Here is a 14,157-nt window from a genome sequence, read left to right as displayed (position 1 = left end):
ACGCCCGGTTACATTCCGAACCCGGAAGCTAAGCCTTTCAGCGCCGATGGTACTGCAGGGGGGACCCTGTGGGAGAGTAGGACGCCGCCGAACAATCATTGTGGGAAAGCCCCGCACCAGCCCTTATGGGTTCGGTGCGGGGCTTTTCTGCGTTTACGGGCGTTGTCCGAAACGGGCCAGGTAGTGCCAGACCCGCTTGAGGGCTTGCGCGTCGTACCGGCCGGAGCGGGCCGCATCGCCGATGACGCGCGGGGTCAGCACGCCCGCCACGGCGATCGCCGCCCCCAGGTCGACGTACGCCTGGCCCCGGTAGTCGGGGTGGCGGCGGAGTTCTTCGACGGTGAGGTGGAAGCCGGCGTGCCATTCGATCGCACAGGGAAGCTTCTCGGCGGCCGCCTCGACTTCGGTGTTCCGATGGCTCGGGTCGAGTACGAGCGCGGCGACATCCCGGTCGAGCCGGACCGGGGCGTGGACCTGGGCCTCGATGTAGTCGTCCAGGACGTCCTGGTCGTCGGCCTCCGCGAGCTCGATCAGGGACATGCGGTCGGCGACCCCGAAGGACTCCGGTTCGAGGTAGCTGTCCGGGTAGCAGAACGTGGTGCGGGGCAGGGCGTCCGCGGTGAGACGGAAGTGCGCCGAACCGAAGCGGGGCGCGGCGCCGACCGGGCGTCCGCGGAAGTTCAGGGCCCCGTAGACGGGCCGGGCATCGGCCGGCGCGCCGTCGTAGGCGCCGCCGAAGATGCGGCTCTCCCAGAGCCAGCGTGCTCCGCCCGGATGGGCGGTGAGACCGCCGTTGCCGGTTCCCGTGACGAACTGCGAGCGGTACACGCCGTCCTCGGCCAGGGCGGTGAGGATGTGCCGGTCCCCGAACAGGCGGTCCGGATGGAAGTTGAGCGTCACCGGGAGGGCCGGATCCAGCGGAGGACCCGAGGAGAGATCGGTGACGTGGCGCAGAGCCCGGGTGTGGGGATTCATGGATGCAGTGTGCACCAGGCTGTGATTGGATCCCGGCACATGAGTGATCATGTGATGCGCCCGGTGCGGGCGGACGAATGGCAGAAGGTCAAAGAGCAGCGGATCGAGGCCCTGAAGGATCCGGCGGCGCCGGTGGCGTTCCTGGAGACACTGGCCCAGGCGGAGTCCAGGACGGACGAGTTCTGGCAGGACCGGGCGTCGAGGGCCTCGCAGGGGCGGCACGCGCGGCAGTTCGTCGCCGAGGGCGCGGACGGCCAGTGGGTCGGTTCGGTGACCGTCCTGGTCGAGGAGGGCGGGACGACGGACTTCTTCGAACGGGCCGTCGAGCAGACGCAGGGGCATCTCGTGGGGGTGTTCGTACGGGCCGGGGAGCGGGGCACCGGGGTGACCGAAGCCCTCTTCACGGCCGCGCTGGACTGGGCCTGGTCGTTGGAAGGGCCGGCGCTGGAGCGCGTACGGCTGTTCGTGCACGAGGGCAACGGGCGGGCAGGGGCCTTCTACCGGCGGTTCGGGTTCCGGGCCACCGGACAGGTGGTGCCGGTGCCTGGGGATCCGGATGCCACCGAGCTGGAGTACGTGCTTGCGCGGCCCTAGTCAGTGATGGGTCGGTTCGAAGACGGCCTCGGGCCAGCGGGCGCGGGCCTGTTCGCGGCTGCGGCACAGGGCCAGCAGGGGGAGGGTGTCCTCCTGGAGCAGTTCCGGGAGCCGGGGGATCGGGGCGACGGCCGCGATGTCCTCCAGCACCAGGGTGAGTGGTGGGTCGAGCCGGCCGTGGGATGACCGTGCGGCCATGCGGCGGCCGTGCTCGACCACGCTCGCGGTGAGTGCGGTCAGCAGGGGCATCGCACCCGGGTGGGTGCGGGGGTCCTCCAGCGGTTCGCCCACCACGTAGAGGGTGCCCCCTTCGGAGACGAACGAAGCCAAGGTCAGTGCATCTGTTCGGTTCGTGTTGCAGGCCTCGCGGATGTGGATGGACGTGAGGCAGGACAGGGCACGGGCCGTCAGGTACTGGGCCTGTTCGCGGCGTTCGGGGTGCGCGGTGAGGGCGCTCTCCAGCTCGCCGGCGGCGCCGGGGGCGGCGCGGCGGTGCGTACGGAGGATGCGCACCGGGTCCTGGGCGCTGTTGCCCTGGGCCCAGCGGTGCAGCTGCTTGAACGGGCGGTCGTCGAGGGCGGCCGCCTGGAGCCAGCTGCGCAGGAGCGTTTCCGCCGTGTCGGCGATGGCCGCGTCCATACGGGCCTGGGGGCGTACGGGGGCCAGGAGCGCTATCGCGCGGGCGGCGGCGATGTCGCGGTCGGCGCAGGCGTCGGTGGGGTTCCAGTGCATGCGGGCGGGGGTGTCGCACAGGTGCGAGGGGTCGTAGAGGAGGACCGGGCCGAGTTTGGCACGGGCGTCCTTCGTCTCGGCCCAGAGGGCGGGCGAGGAGGTCAGGACGAGGGCCGAGCCTTCGGCTGCCGCCAGGGCCCGGGTGGCCAGGGAGTGGCGGACGGAGGGGCTGCCGTAGGCCATGCGGCCGGCGGCGGCTCCGATGTCCCTGCCGGGGGTGCCGCCCCCGGGGCCCCACGCCTCGAACGCCGGCGGGGCCGGGGTGGTCGGGGTGGTCGCCGGGGCCGGGAGGGCTTCCGGGGCCGGGTAGGGAAGCGTTGCGGGGTTCGGGGTGCGAGCGGCCGGGCGGGTGCCCCCGGGGCCCGACGTCGGTGCCGCGAACGCCTGCGCGGCCGGGTGGGCCGGATGGGCCGGTGCGGCCGCCGGGTGAGCGGTCGGGACGGCGGCACCGGAGCCGCCGGGGGCTGTGCCCGCGGGCTCCGGCCGGGCCGGGTGCGGGAGCGCTGTCGGGTCTGCCGTCCGGGAGGTGGCGGGGGCGTCGGGTCCGGGTCCCGGCGCGTCGGACGCCGGCTGGGCAGGGGTGGGCAGCGGGCTCGGGGCGGTATGGCCGGACCGGCCCGGGGCTCCGCTTCCGGTGTGCGTGGGCGGGACGCCCGGTGCCTCGAACGGCGGTCTGGGGCGGGAGGTTGTGCGGCGGGACTTCGTGCGGGCGATGACGCCCATCGTGAAGACCGTCAGGACGAACAGGATCAGCAGCTGGCTGATGAACAGGCCCCAGAACAGGCCCCAGCCCGAGAGGGCCGCCGGGTCCGTGTCCGGCCAGGCTCCCGGAACGTCGTGCGGTTGAGTTATCAGCGCGCGGACGGCCCCCGGGGTGCGGGTGAAGGTCACCGTGGCCGGCCAGGAGCCCTTCGCGAAGAGCGCGGCCAGGCCCGTCGACGTCCAGACCAGGGCCGCCAGGCCGAGGAGGAAGGCCAGGAGGCCGACGAGGACGCCGTCGGGGATGCCGCCCGGGCGTCCGGGGTCGCCGTCGCGCATGGTCATGCCACCGTGGTCGCCGAGCCCGGGCCGCCGCCGTTGCGGTGGCGTTCCATGTGGAGGGCGCGCTGTTCCGCTTCGAGTTCGGCGGCCAGCACGTCGTCCGGGAGCTGGGGGGCGGACGATTCGGTCATCGCGCGGTCGGTGTAGACGAGGGGCCGTTCCGCCTCGGTGATCAGGTGTTTGACCACCTGGACGTTGCCGTTGACGTCCCAGACCGCGATGCCGGGGGTGAGGGTCGGGATGATCTCCACCGCCCAGCGGGGCAGGCCGAGGACCCGGCCCGTGGCGCGGGCCTCGTCGGCCTTCTGGGCGTAGATGGTGCGGGTCGAGGCCATCTTCAGGATGGCCGCGGCCTCGCGGGCGGCCGCGCCGTCGACGACGTCCGAGAGGTGGTGGACGACGGCGACGAAGGACAGGCCGAGGCGGCGGCCGAACTTCAGGAGGCGCTGGAACAGCTGGGCCACGAAGGGGCTGTTGATGATGTGCCAGGCCTCTTCGACGAGGAAGATGCGCTTCTTGCGGTCCGGGCGGATCCAGGTGTGTTCCAGCCACACGCCGACGATCGCCATCAGGATCGGCATGGCGATGGAGTTGCGGTCGATGTGGGAGAGGTCGAAGACGATCAGTGGGGCGTCGAGGTCGATGCCGACGGTCGTGGGCCCGTCGAACATGCCGCGCAGGTCGCCGTCGACGAGGCGGTCGATGACGAGCGCGACGTCGAGGCCCCAGGCCCGGACATCGTCTATGTCGACGTTCATCGCGTGGGCGGATTCGGGTTCCGGGTGGCGCAGTTGCTCGACGATGTCGGTCAGGACCGGCTGGCGGTCGCGGATGGTGTCGACGACGTACGCGTGCGCGACCTTGAGGGCGAAGCCGGAGCGCTCGTCGAGGCCGTGGCCCATGGCGACTTCGATGATGGTCCGGAGCAGGGCGAGCTGGCCGGTCGTGGTGATCGCCGGGTCGAGGGGGTTGAGGCGGATCCCGTCGTCGTTGGCGGCGATGGGGTCCAGGCGGATGGGGGTTATCCCCAGCTGCTGGGCGATCAGGTTCCACTCGCCGACGCCGTCCTCGCCCTGGGCGTCGAGGACGACGACCTGGCGGTCGCGGAAGCGGAGCTGGCGCAGTACGTACGTCTTCTCCAGGGCGGACTTGCCGTTGCCGGACTCGCCGAGGACCAGCCAGTGCGGGGCCGGGAGCTGCTGGCCGTACAGCTGGAAGGGGTCGTAGATGTAGCCCTTGCCGCTGTAGACCTCGCGGCCGATGATGACGCCGGAGTCGCCGAGTCCGGGGGCGGCGGTGGGCAGGTAGACGGCCTGCGCCTGCCCGGTGGAGGTGCGGACGGGCAGGCGCGTGGTCTCGACCTTGCCGAACAGGAAGCTGGTGAAGGCGTCCGTCAGAGCGGACATGGGATCTCGCATGGGCGGCACTTCCCTCCAGCTAGCGTCGGATGCCGGTGGCGAACGGCAGGGTGTTGACGAAGGCGCGGTGGTGTTCGCGGTCGCACCATTCGAGCTTCAGGTACGACTTGCCGGCCGAGGCGCGGATGGTGCGCTTGTCCCGTGCCAGGGCTTCCGGGGAACGCGAGGACACCGTGATGTACCCGACCAGGTTGACTCCTGCCGCACCGCTGGCGAGATCTTCACCTCTTTGGTCGAGCCGGCCGTGGGCGGCGATGTCGCGGGGGTCGACGGTGCGGTTCATCTTGGCGGCGCGGCTGGCGTCGGCCTCGTCGTTGGTCTTCTCCGTGAGCATGCGCTCGATGGCCACCTCGGTGGGCTCCAGATCCATGGTGACGGCGACGGTGCGGATCACGTCCGGGGTGTGGACGAGGAGGGGTGCGAGGAAGTTGACGCCGACGGGGGTCATCGGCCACTCCTTCACCCAGGCGGTGGCGTGGCACCAGGGGGCGCGGGTGGAGGACTCGCGGGTCTTGGCCTGCAGGTACGTGGGTTCCACCGCGTCGAGTTCGGCGGGCCAGGCGTTGCGCTTGGTCATGGCCTGGATGTGGTCGATGGGGTGGTCGGGGTCGTACATGGAGTGCACGAGGGAGGCGAGGCGGCCCTGGCCGAGGGGCTGGCGGACGCGGATGTCGGCCTCGGCGAGGCGGGCGCAGATGTCGGTGAGCTCGCGGGCCATGACGATGGCGAGGCCGGCGTCGCGGTCGAGTTTGCGGCCCTTGTGGGGGGTGCCGGCGCGGGCGATGGTGTGGGCCTCGGCGGCGAGTTCGCGCGTGTAGTGCATGCAGGCGACGAGGTACGCGCGGTGCTGCTCGGAGGAGGTGGAGACCATCGACTGGAGCTGGTCGTAGGAGTCGCGCAGCCAGACGGGAGCGCCTGCGTCGCCGCGCTGGGCGACGTCCTTGGCGTGGGCGTCCGGGTCGGCGGGGAGGGTGCGGGCGAGCATCTGGAGGCGGGTGACGAAGCCGTCGCCGTTGGCCACGTGCTTGAGGAGGGTGCCGAAGCGGTCGACGAGGGCTTCCTGGTCCTCGCTGTCGCGCAGGCCGACGCCGGGGCCCTCGATCTCGATGGCGGCGGTGACGGTCCTGCGGTCGGCGTGCAGGAGGACGGCGATCTCGTCGGGGCCGAACGGGGCGGCGAGCCAGTTGATCCGGCCGATGCCGGGGGGCGGGCCGACCTCGACCTCGCGGCCGTCGGCGGCGCGGACGCCGGCTTCCATGGCGCCGGAGCGGAACGTCGTGCCGCGGCGCAGGGTGCGCTTGTAGCTGCGGTTGATCTCGAACCACTTGTAGAAGGTGCGGCCCTTGTACGGGACGTACACGGCGGCGAGCGCGAGCATGGGGAAGCCGGCGAGGCTGACGATGCGCAGGGTGAGGTCGGGGACGAGCAGGCCGCTCATCATGCCGAAGAACGCGCCGACGATGATCAGGGCGATCTCGCCGCTCTCGCGGTTCTTGCCGACGATCGCGTTCGGCCGGGCACGGCCGATGAGATACGTGCGGCGGGGCGCGACCGGGTGCAGCTGGTGGGACTGGGTCGTCAACGCCCGTCACCTCCTGTGTTCCTCGTACTCGATCCGGAGCGGGGCGCGGGTGCGGCGGAGGGGGCGGATCCGCCGCCTGCGCCGCCGGAGGGGCGGCTGCTGTGGGCGGCCACGCCTCCGGAGATGGGGTTGGCGGGGCGGGGGGCGCTGGATCCGCCGCCGTCACCGCCTCCGCGGTGGGCGCCGCGGCTGCTGTGCGTCTTGATGCCCTGGGATACGAGGGAGGCCGGGGAGCTGATGACGGCGGCGGCCTGGGCGCCGTCGGTGGCCTTGCTGCGGTTCGAGCGGGCGGAGGCGATCTCGTCGCCGAAGCCGGGTACGAAGCGGTAGATCATCGCGGAGGCGAAGATGGCCAGGAGGATGATCGCGAGGCCGGAGACGACGGCGGAGAAGGCGTTGGGGCCCTTTTCGCCGGCGAGGGCTCCGGCGAGGCCGAGGACGATGACGATGACCGGCTTCACGAGGATGACGGCGATCATGATGCCGGCCCAGCGGCGGACGTGGCCCCACAGGTTCCGGTCGACGAGTCCGGCGTAGACGACGACGCCGAGGAGGGCGCCGACGTAGAGCAGGGCGGCCCGGATGAAGAGTTCGAGGAAGAGGACGCCGGCGGCGAGGACGGTGACGAGCGAGACGACGATCAGCATGATCGGGCCGCCGCCGATGGAGTCGCCCTTCTTCAGGGCCTCGATGAAGGATCCGAAGAACACGTCGGTCTGGCCGCCGGACGCCGAGGCGATGACCTCGGTGACGCCGTCGGTGGCGGAGACGACGGTGTAGAGGATCAGGGGGGTGAAGGCGGAGGCCAGGACAGTGAGCCAGAGGAAGCCGACGGCTTCGGAGATGGCGGTGGTGAGGGGGACGCCGCGGATGGCGCGCTTGGCGACGGCGAAGAGCCAGAGGACGAGCGTGAGGATGGTGGAGGCGGCGAAGACGATGGCGTACTGCTTGAGGAAGGCGCCGTTGGTGAAGTCGACGTTGGCCGTGCCGTTGATCGCTTTGCTGAGCTCGGTGACGATCCAGGCGGCGGCGTCGGCGCAGCCCTTGGCGAGGGAGGCCAGGGGGTTGAGCGCGTCGGAGGGGTCGCCGGAAATGCCGGTACGGGGTGTGCCACCCTTGGCCGCGCCGTCCCCGAGTTCGCAGTACTGCTTGGAGGGGCCGCTGAGTGCGGCGCAGGGGTCGGTGCTCGCCTGTGGTGAGGGAGAGGGCGAGGTGGTGGGCCCGGGTGCGGCGTAGGCGCGGGTGGCCAGGGCCACGACGGCCATGTGGACGGAGGCGACGACTCCCACCCGGAGTCGGAGGCTAGCGGGCATAGGTGAACCCTCCGAACTCCTTGGTTGCCTTGCTGATGTCATCGGACGTGGAGGCGGGGACGTCGCCGGGAACCGGTGCGGGGCCGTCGTGCGAGGCGTCGGAGACGATCTTCCAGTCGTCCCCGGCCCAGGTCAGATCGAACGTCCACGTTCTCCACGAGGTGCGGACGGGGTCGGTGGACTTGGGGCCTGACATGCCGATGAGGCCCGTGCACCAGACCGAGATCTTGGCACTGGTCGGGTTGTAGTCGTCGACGCGGGTGCCGACCGGCACGGTGCGCGTGACGAAGGTGCTGTCCTGTGGAGAGGTGCCGTTCGCGTCGAGTCCGAGCTTGGTGAGGAAGGCGGTGGAGTACGCCTCGTCCTGAGGGCCCTTCAGGCGGGCCGCCGCATCGGGTGTGTAGATGCTGTCCACGAGGGCGTGACGGCTGTTCTTCTTGAACATGAGGTCGGAGCCGAGCGCGACCGCGTAGTTGGCGGCGGCCGATTGGGCTCCTTGTTCGTCGTGCGCGAAGCCCTTCGGGATTCCGCCGTTCTTGGCGTCCACCGGGTGGGTGCCCGTGGCCTGGGTGGTGGCGGGGGTGGGCGGGGTGTCCGTCGCGGGGGTGGTCGGGGTGTCGCCCGACTGGTTCGCGAACGCGATCGCGGCGATCAGGAGGACCACCACGCCGACCACCGTGACCAGGCTCCGCGAGGCTCGCGGGGTGCGGCGGGGCGGGCCGTACGGGTCCGAGGGGGACTCCGGGAGGCGGGTGCGGGTCTGGCCCGTGCCGCCGATCTCGCCGTAGCCGCTGCCGCTGCCACCGCCGTACTGGTCGTCGTTGCTCATTTCGTGTCCGCCCCCTCTGCGTCGTACGACGGTGGTGTGGTGAGTCCTCATCAGGTCCGGCTGCCGGTGGGCGGCCCGGCTAGACGGCCATTCCGTAGACGATGGTGAAGAGGGTGCCGAGGGAGCCGATGATGAACACGCCGGTGAGGCCGGCGACGATCAGGCCCTTGCCCTGTTCCGCGCTGAACGTGTCGCGCAGGGCGGTCGCGCCGATGCGCTGTTTGGCCGCGCCCCAGATGGCGATGCCGAGGCAGAGGAGGATCGCGACGGCCATGACCACCTCGATCATGACCTTCGCTTCGTTGCCGAGACTGCCGAACGGCCCCCAGTTCGGGGCGATTCCGCCGATGATGGTGGTGATGTCGCCCTTTTCGGCTGCCAGGATCATGTAACTCACCGCCCCTGTATGGGTAGTTCTGGTATCCCGTGCCCGACGGCAGGGGTCACGTACTATCTTCGCTGATGAAACCGCCGTCGTACGTCGACTTGACGGCTCTCTTTACCCGATCTCCCGCCCTTTGCCCGTCCGTGCGCTCTGACCTGGGCACGGGCAGTGGAGTATGCGAAAGAACGTATGGTCACTCTGTGTATCACGGGGGTTGACCACGGGCAATGATTGCCCTTTCGCCGTGCGGGGGGCTGCCGGGGGCGGGGCCGTTCGGCGCAGTGGGCGGGCGTGTCGTTGGGCCGAGTCGCTGACCTTCGTCCGACATTCCGTCAGTCGTTCCATCCGTACGGGGGGTTACGGGGGATGCTCCAGGCCGTTCGGGTACGACGACGCGAGGAGTGGGACGGATGGGTTCGAGGGGTTCCGTATCGAGGGTGGGCCGGCGGGCGTGGCTGGCCGGTGGCTTCGCAGTGCCGCTGGCGATCGCGCTCACCTGCGCCTCGGTTCCGGCGGTGGCTGCCGTTCAGGGGACGGCGGCGACCGCGGAGGTGCCCGGCTGGGCCGCGAAGTGTCCGGAGCCGGACGTGCGGACGCTGCCGGCCAAAGCGCGCAAGGCCAAGGCCGCGAAGACCCTCAAGGTCAAGAAGGCCGGCAAGGCGGCGCCTGCGAACCCGTGCGGGCCGAAGGGCGACAAGGGTGAGAAGGGGCCCAAGGGGGACCGGGGGCCGAAGGGTGAGCACGGGCCGCAGGGACCGAAGGGTGACAAGGGTCCGAAGGGCGACAAGGGTGACAAGGGGCCCAAGGGGGACCGGGGGCCGAAGGGTGAGCACGGGCCGTGCCAGGACATCGACACGACCCAAGGGGCGAACGGGCTGGAGTTCAGCGCCGCGCTGCACCGGGGCCGGACGTTCCTGGGCGTACGGCCGTCGGTGCCGGTGGTCGGCCCGTACGTCTGGCGGGACCTCACCACGCAGCTGAACCCGGGGCACCCGCGCAACGCGTGCGGGGTGTCGGTCAGCACCGCCGCCTACACGGTGTTCGTTAAGGTGCTGACGACGACGGGTGAGGTGTACGAGAACCAGTGCGGCTACACCGTCACGGGTGTGCTCTCCTGCCCGTCGGGGTGGACGGCCATCATCAGGCCCTGAGGCGTTACGCGGACCAGTGGGCGGGCCGGGCCAAGGTCGTGGGGATCTTGGTCGCGGCGTCGCCCCTGGCCGCGTTGAGCTGGGCCTGGGTCAGGAAGAGGGCGTCGCGCAGGTCCGCCCCGCGCAGGTCCGCGTCGCGGAAGTCGGCGCCGATCAGGTCCGCCCCGCGCAGGTCCGCGCCGCTGAGGTCGGCGGCGATCAGGTAGGCGCCGCGGAAGGTGGCTCCGCGCAGGTCCGCGCCGGCGAGGCGGGCGCCCATCAGGTCGGCGCCGCGATGGTTCTTCCTGCGGGCCGGGGCCTCGGCCCGGGCCAGCTCGCTGGCGCGCAGGAGGAGCGCGTTGACGCGTCCGCGCAGGGCGCCGACGTCCAGGGCGGTGAGGGCGTCCGCGTCGGCCGACGTCCACTGCGCGGTTTCGGTCCGGGCGCGGCGCAGGTCGGCGTGGACGGGGGCGGCCGCCGGGAGGGCGAGTGCCGCGGTGACGTAGAAGAGCAGCTCGTGCAGCTGCCGCATCACGGGGAAGACCTCGTACATCGAGCCGGCCGTGCCGGGGTGCGCCCGCCAGTCCCGGCCGCCGAAGGTCACCTGGGAGACCTGCTGGCCCGCGCCGAAGCAGTCGAAGACGGTGCAGCCCTGGAAGCCCTTGTCGCGCAGCCGGGTGTGGATGGAGCAGCGGAAGTCCTGCCGGAGGTTCTTGCAGGGGGTTCCGGCGGCCTTGTTCACCGCGAAGTCGTTGGACTTGGCGAAGGGCAGGGCGACGCAGCACAGCGCGAAGCAGTTCGAGCAGTCTGCGTGCAGGACGGGGAGGGAGGGGAGGTCGGGGGAGGCCGGGGTGGCGGGGGTGGCGGACACCCCTCCATTGTCAACGCTCCGGGGCGGTCAGCCGCATCTGGAGGGCCGACCAGTGGACGCCGTCGACCTGCTCCACGTCCTCCAGTACCTGTACGGCGCGGAAGCCGAGCTTCTCGTAGAGGCGTACGGCGGTGGTGTTGTGGGTGTAGACGCCGAGGTCGAGCGAGGTGAGGCCGAGCTCGTCGAAGGCGCGGGCGACGGCGAGTGTGAGGAGGGTCTCGCCGAGGCCCCGGCCGCGTGCCGCGGGGGCGATCAGTACCCGGCCCAGGCGGGTGCCGCGTACGGAGACGTGGCCGACGGGGGCGGAGTCGGCGGAGAGCGCGGTCCAGGTGTGCCGGTCCGGCTCGGCGGCGTACGCGGTGAGCTGGGCGTCGTCCAGGGGCCAGGTGAAGGAGGGTCCCGCCCAGGTGACGAGCTCGGCCCGGCTCGTGATCCAGCGGCGCAGGGCCGGGGCGTCGTCCGCGGGGCGGAACGGGCGCAGGGTGAGCGGCGAAGGGGGTGTGTCCATGCTCCAAGTATTGGTGTGCGGAACCCGGTTGATCGCGGGGGCCGGTGCGGTCAGCATCCGTACATGACAGAAGTGATCGCAGTTGCCGTCATCACCCTCCTCGCCGTGATCAGTCCGGGCGCCGATTTCGCCATGGTGGTCCGCAACAGCTATCTGTACGGGCGGCCCACCGGGCTGTTCGCGGCGGCCGGGGTCGCGGCCGGCGTGCTGGTGCACGTCTCGTACACGATGCTCGGGGTCGGGCTGCTCATCGCGTCCTCGACCGCCCTGTTCACGGCGATCAAACTGGCGGGTGCCGGGTACCTGGTGTGGATCGGGATCCGGACCTTCCGGGCGCGGGCCGAGGTGACGGTCGACCTGGAGTCCAAGCCGCAGCTGACCCGGCTGGGCGCGCTGCGGTCAGGGTTCCTGACCAACGTGCTCAACCCGAAGACGACGCTGTTCGTCGTGTCTACGTTCACGCAGGTCGTCGATCCGCAGACACCGGTGTGGCAGCAGGCCGGGTACGGGCTGTTCATGTCGGCGGCGCACCTGGGGTGGTTCGGTGCGGTCGCGCTGTTCTTCTCGAACTCGCGGCTGCGCGACCGGATGCTGAAGGCGCAGAAGGCGCTGAACCGGGCGATCGGCTCGGTGCTGGTGGGGCTGGGCGTGGGGCTGGGCTTCGCCCGCTGAGCCGCTGAGCCGCTGAGCCGCGGGGCGGCCGGCCGCCGGACAGCCGCATGGTGTCCCGCCGGGCCGGTGTTCCGTCGGGCCGGTGTTCCGCCGGGTTGTTCCCGGAAGGCCTGGCGGGACGGGTTACCTGTCGGTAGCGTGCCGGGCATGGCGATCTCCGAGGCGTTCTACGAACGGGTCGATGCCGGGCGGTTCCTGGCCACCGAGTTCACGCGCGGGCCGTGGGACCCGGGCTCGCAGCATGCCGGGCCGCCGGCCGCGCTGCTCGGGCGGGCCGTGGAGGAACGGGAGGGCGCCCGGTCGGACATGCGGATCGCGAGGATCACGTACGAGATCCTGCGGCCCGTGCCGATCGGCCCGCTGGAGGTCACCACCTCGGTGCTGCGGGCCGGCCGGAGCACCGAGGTCGTCGAGGCCGCCCTCGCCCCCGCCGGTGCAGCGCCGGTGATGCTCGCGCGGGCGCTGCGGATCCGGGTGGCCGCGGAGCCCGTGCCCGGCGTGACCCCGGCGCCGCAGCTGCCGCCGCCCGGGCAGGTGGGGGAGACGCCGTTCTTCCCGGTGCCGTGGGAGACCGGCTACCACTCGGCGATGGAGACCCGGTTCACGCAGGGCACGTTCGTCTCGCTCGGGCCCGGCACCTGCTGGATGCGGATGAAGGTGGCGCTCATCGCCGGGGAGGAGACCCGGCCGCTGGACCGGGTGCTGGTCGCCGCCGACTCGGGCAACGGGATCAGCTCGGTGATGGACTTCGCCCGGTACGTCTTCATCAACGGCGACCTGACCGTGCACCTGCACCGGCACCCGGTCGGCGAATGGGCCTGCGTGGAGGCCCGTACGAGCGTGGACGCGGCCGGGATCGGCCTCGCGGACGCCCGGCTGCACGACGAGAAGGGGCCCATCGGGCGCAGCGCGCAGAGCCTGTTCGTCGCACCGCGCTGATTCCAACCCTCCTCTTCGGCAGCGGAGTCGGTATGGCAGTCTCGTGCGGATGGAGGCTCTGAGAGACACCGACCCCGCCCACATCGGGGCGCAGACACTGCTGGCCCGGCTGGGTGCCGGTGGTATGGGGCAGGTGTACCTCGGACGGTCGCCGGGCGGCCGCCTGGTGGCCATCAAGGTGATCAAGGACGAGATCACCGGGCACCCGGAGGCGCTCGCGCGGTTCCGCCGGGAGGCCGAGACGGTCCGTGCGGTGCGGTCCGCGTACACCGCGAACCTGATCGACGCCTCGCTGGCGGCGCCGCCGTTCTGGCTGGCCACCGAGTACGTGGCGGGCCCGACGCTCAGCCATGCCGTGGGCGAGTTCGGAGCGCTGCCCGCAGCCACGTGCCGCAGGCTGTTCGCAGCGCTGGCGGAGGGGCTGGCGAGCGTCCACGCGTACGGGGTGACGCACCGGGACCTCAAGCCGCAGAACGTGATCCTGGGTGCGCAGGGGCCGCAGCTCATCGACTTCGGGATTGCCAAGGGCGCGGCCCAGACGGCTCTCACGCAGTTCGGCACCGCTCCGGGCACCCCGGGCTACACGGCTCCGGAGGTGCTGCTGCGCAACGAGGTGGCGGCCGCGGCCGACGTCTTCGCCCTCGGCGCCACGATGGCCTACGCGGCGACGGGACGGGCGCCGTACGGCACGGGCGAGCCGACGGCGGTCAACTTCCGGGCGGTGCACGGTGACATCGACGTCGAGGGCGTGGAGCCCGGTCTCGCCGACCTGATCAAGGCCTGCGTGGTGGTGGACCCGGGTGCGAGGCCTGCTCCCGCAGAGATCATTCGACGTTGTGCGGTGGATTCGGCGCTGATCGAGGACGCCGTGTACGCGTCGCTGCTGGCGACGGCCGGGGAGGTGTCGGGGCACCTGCCGGGACTGGCCTCGACCATCGGCCCGGGGCTGCCCGCCGGCCCGGTGTACGTACCGACCTACGTGCCTCCGGGTGACCCGGGACAGCCCCGGGGGCGCGAGGGCCGGTGGCGTACGTCGCGCTGGGCGCTGCTGGCCGTCACCGGTCTGGTGGTGGGCGGCCTCGCCACGGGCGGGTACCTGCTGATCCCGGACAAGGACGGCGGGCGGGCGGGCGGTGGCGGACAGGCCGCGGGCCTGCCGGCCGGGCAG

The 14,157-nt window shown here is 71.7% G+C and carries 14 protein-coding genes and 1 rRNA gene; 6 read left to right on the top strand and 9 right to left on the bottom strand.

Annotation, left to right across the window (positions count from 1 at the left end):
• Window positions 1-93: ribosomal RNA gene (gene rrf, locus ACFXA3_RS16670) — 5S ribosomal RNA — on the top strand; the annotation flags it as partial.
• Between the two features lie 60 nt (window positions 94-153).
• Here the strand turns inward: rrf and ACFXA3_RS16665 are convergent.
• Window positions 154-975 (bottom strand): DUF3626 domain-containing protein, encoded by an 822-nt coding sequence (locus ACFXA3_RS16665; RefSeq protein WP_385187390.1) that lies wholly within the window; start codon window positions 973-975, stop codon window positions 154-156.
• A 39-nt stretch (window positions 976-1,014) separates the two neighbouring features.
• Here ACFXA3_RS16665 and ACFXA3_RS16660 point away from each other — a divergent pair, with 39 nt between their 5' ends.
• The gene (locus ACFXA3_RS16660) at window positions 1,015-1,569 is read left to right on the top strand and encodes a GNAT family N-acetyltransferase (RefSeq protein ID WP_385187388.1); all 555 of its coding nucleotides are present in this window, start codon (window positions 1,015-1,017) and stop codon (window positions 1,567-1,569) included.
• On the opposite strand, the gene ACFXA3_RS16655 is transcribed toward ACFXA3_RS16660, so the two are convergent.
• The 6 genes from ACFXA3_RS16655 to ACFXA3_RS16630 form a co-directional block, all read right to left on the bottom strand.
• Window positions 1,570-3,345 (bottom strand): type VI secretion protein, encoded by a 1,776-nt coding sequence (locus ACFXA3_RS16655; RefSeq protein ID WP_385187387.1) that lies wholly within the window; start codon window positions 3,343-3,345, stop codon window positions 1,570-1,572. It abuts the gene before it with no gap.
• A complete protein-coding gene (locus tag ACFXA3_RS16650; protein WP_385187385.1) occupies window positions 3,342-4,760 on the bottom strand; it encodes an ATP-binding protein in 1,419 nt (472 codons plus the stop codon). The genes ACFXA3_RS16655 and ACFXA3_RS16650 overlap by 4 nt, the downstream gene beginning before the upstream one ends.
• A gap of 19 nt (window positions 4,761-4,779) precedes the next feature.
• Entirely contained in the window at window positions 4,780-6,342 is a 1,563-nt protein-coding gene (locus ACFXA3_RS16645; protein ID WP_385187383.1) for an SCO6880 family protein, read from the bottom strand.
• Complete coding sequence (locus ACFXA3_RS16640) at window positions 6,339-7,655, bottom strand: hypothetical protein (RefSeq protein WP_385187382.1); 1,317 nt, start codon at window positions 7,653-7,655, stop codon at window positions 6,339-6,341. Before ACFXA3_RS16640 ends, ACFXA3_RS16645 begins: the two co-directional genes overlap by 4 nt.
• Complete coding sequence (locus tag ACFXA3_RS16635; protein WP_385187380.1) at window positions 7,645-8,484, bottom strand: hypothetical protein; 840 nt, start codon at window positions 8,482-8,484, stop codon at window positions 7,645-7,647. Before ACFXA3_RS16635 ends, ACFXA3_RS16640 begins: the two co-directional genes overlap by 11 nt.
• Window positions 8,485-8,563: 79 nt before the next feature.
• Entirely contained in the window at window positions 8,564-8,872 is a 309-nt protein-coding gene (locus ACFXA3_RS16630) for a hypothetical protein (RefSeq protein ID WP_008742356.1), read from the bottom strand.
• A 407-nt stretch (window positions 8,873-9,279) separates the two neighbouring features.
• Between ACFXA3_RS16630 and ACFXA3_RS16625 the strand changes: the two genes are divergently transcribed.
• Complete coding sequence (locus ACFXA3_RS16625) at window positions 9,280-10,020, top strand: hypothetical protein (protein ID WP_385187378.1); 741 nt, start codon at window positions 9,280-9,282, stop codon at window positions 10,018-10,020.
• 4 nt (window positions 10,021-10,024) lie between these two features.
• On the opposite strand, the gene ACFXA3_RS16620 is transcribed toward ACFXA3_RS16625, so the two are convergent.
• Together ACFXA3_RS16620 and ACFXA3_RS16615 are read right to left on the bottom strand one after the other, a co-directional pair.
• Complete coding sequence (locus tag ACFXA3_RS16620; protein WP_385187376.1) at window positions 10,025-10,870, bottom strand: pentapeptide repeat-containing protein; 846 nt, start codon at window positions 10,868-10,870, stop codon at window positions 10,025-10,027.
• A 10-nt stretch (window positions 10,871-10,880) separates the two neighbouring features.
• A complete protein-coding gene (locus ACFXA3_RS16615; RefSeq protein ID WP_385187374.1) occupies window positions 10,881-11,435 on the bottom strand; it encodes a GNAT family N-acetyltransferase in 555 nt (184 codons plus the stop codon).
• A 6-nt stretch (window positions 11,436-11,441) separates the two neighbouring features.
• On the opposite strand from ACFXA3_RS16615, the gene ACFXA3_RS16610 reads away from it, so the two are divergent.
• The 3 genes from ACFXA3_RS16610 to ACFXA3_RS16600 all read left to right on the top strand — a co-directional run.
• Window positions 11,442-12,050, top strand: coding sequence for a LysE family translocator (locus ACFXA3_RS16610; protein ID WP_385187372.1), 609 nt, complete (start codon window positions 11,442-11,444; stop codon window positions 12,048-12,050).
• A 147-nt stretch (window positions 12,051-12,197) separates the two neighbouring features.
• Entirely contained in the window at window positions 12,198-12,989 is a 792-nt protein-coding gene (locus tag ACFXA3_RS16605; protein ID WP_385187370.1) for a thioesterase family protein, read from the top strand.
• Window positions 12,990-13,038: 49 nt separating this feature from the next.
• The coding region (locus tag ACFXA3_RS16600; protein WP_385187368.1) for a serine/threonine-protein kinase at window positions 13,039-14,157 on the top strand (1,119 nt) is incomplete at its 3' end.

The sequence above is a fragment of the Streptomyces sp. NPDC059456 genome (assembly GCF_042750055.1).
Taxonomy (GTDB): domain Bacteria; phylum Actinomycetota; class Actinomycetes; order Streptomycetales; family Streptomycetaceae; genus Streptomyces.
This window is presented reverse-complemented; position numbering and strand designations above follow the sequence as displayed.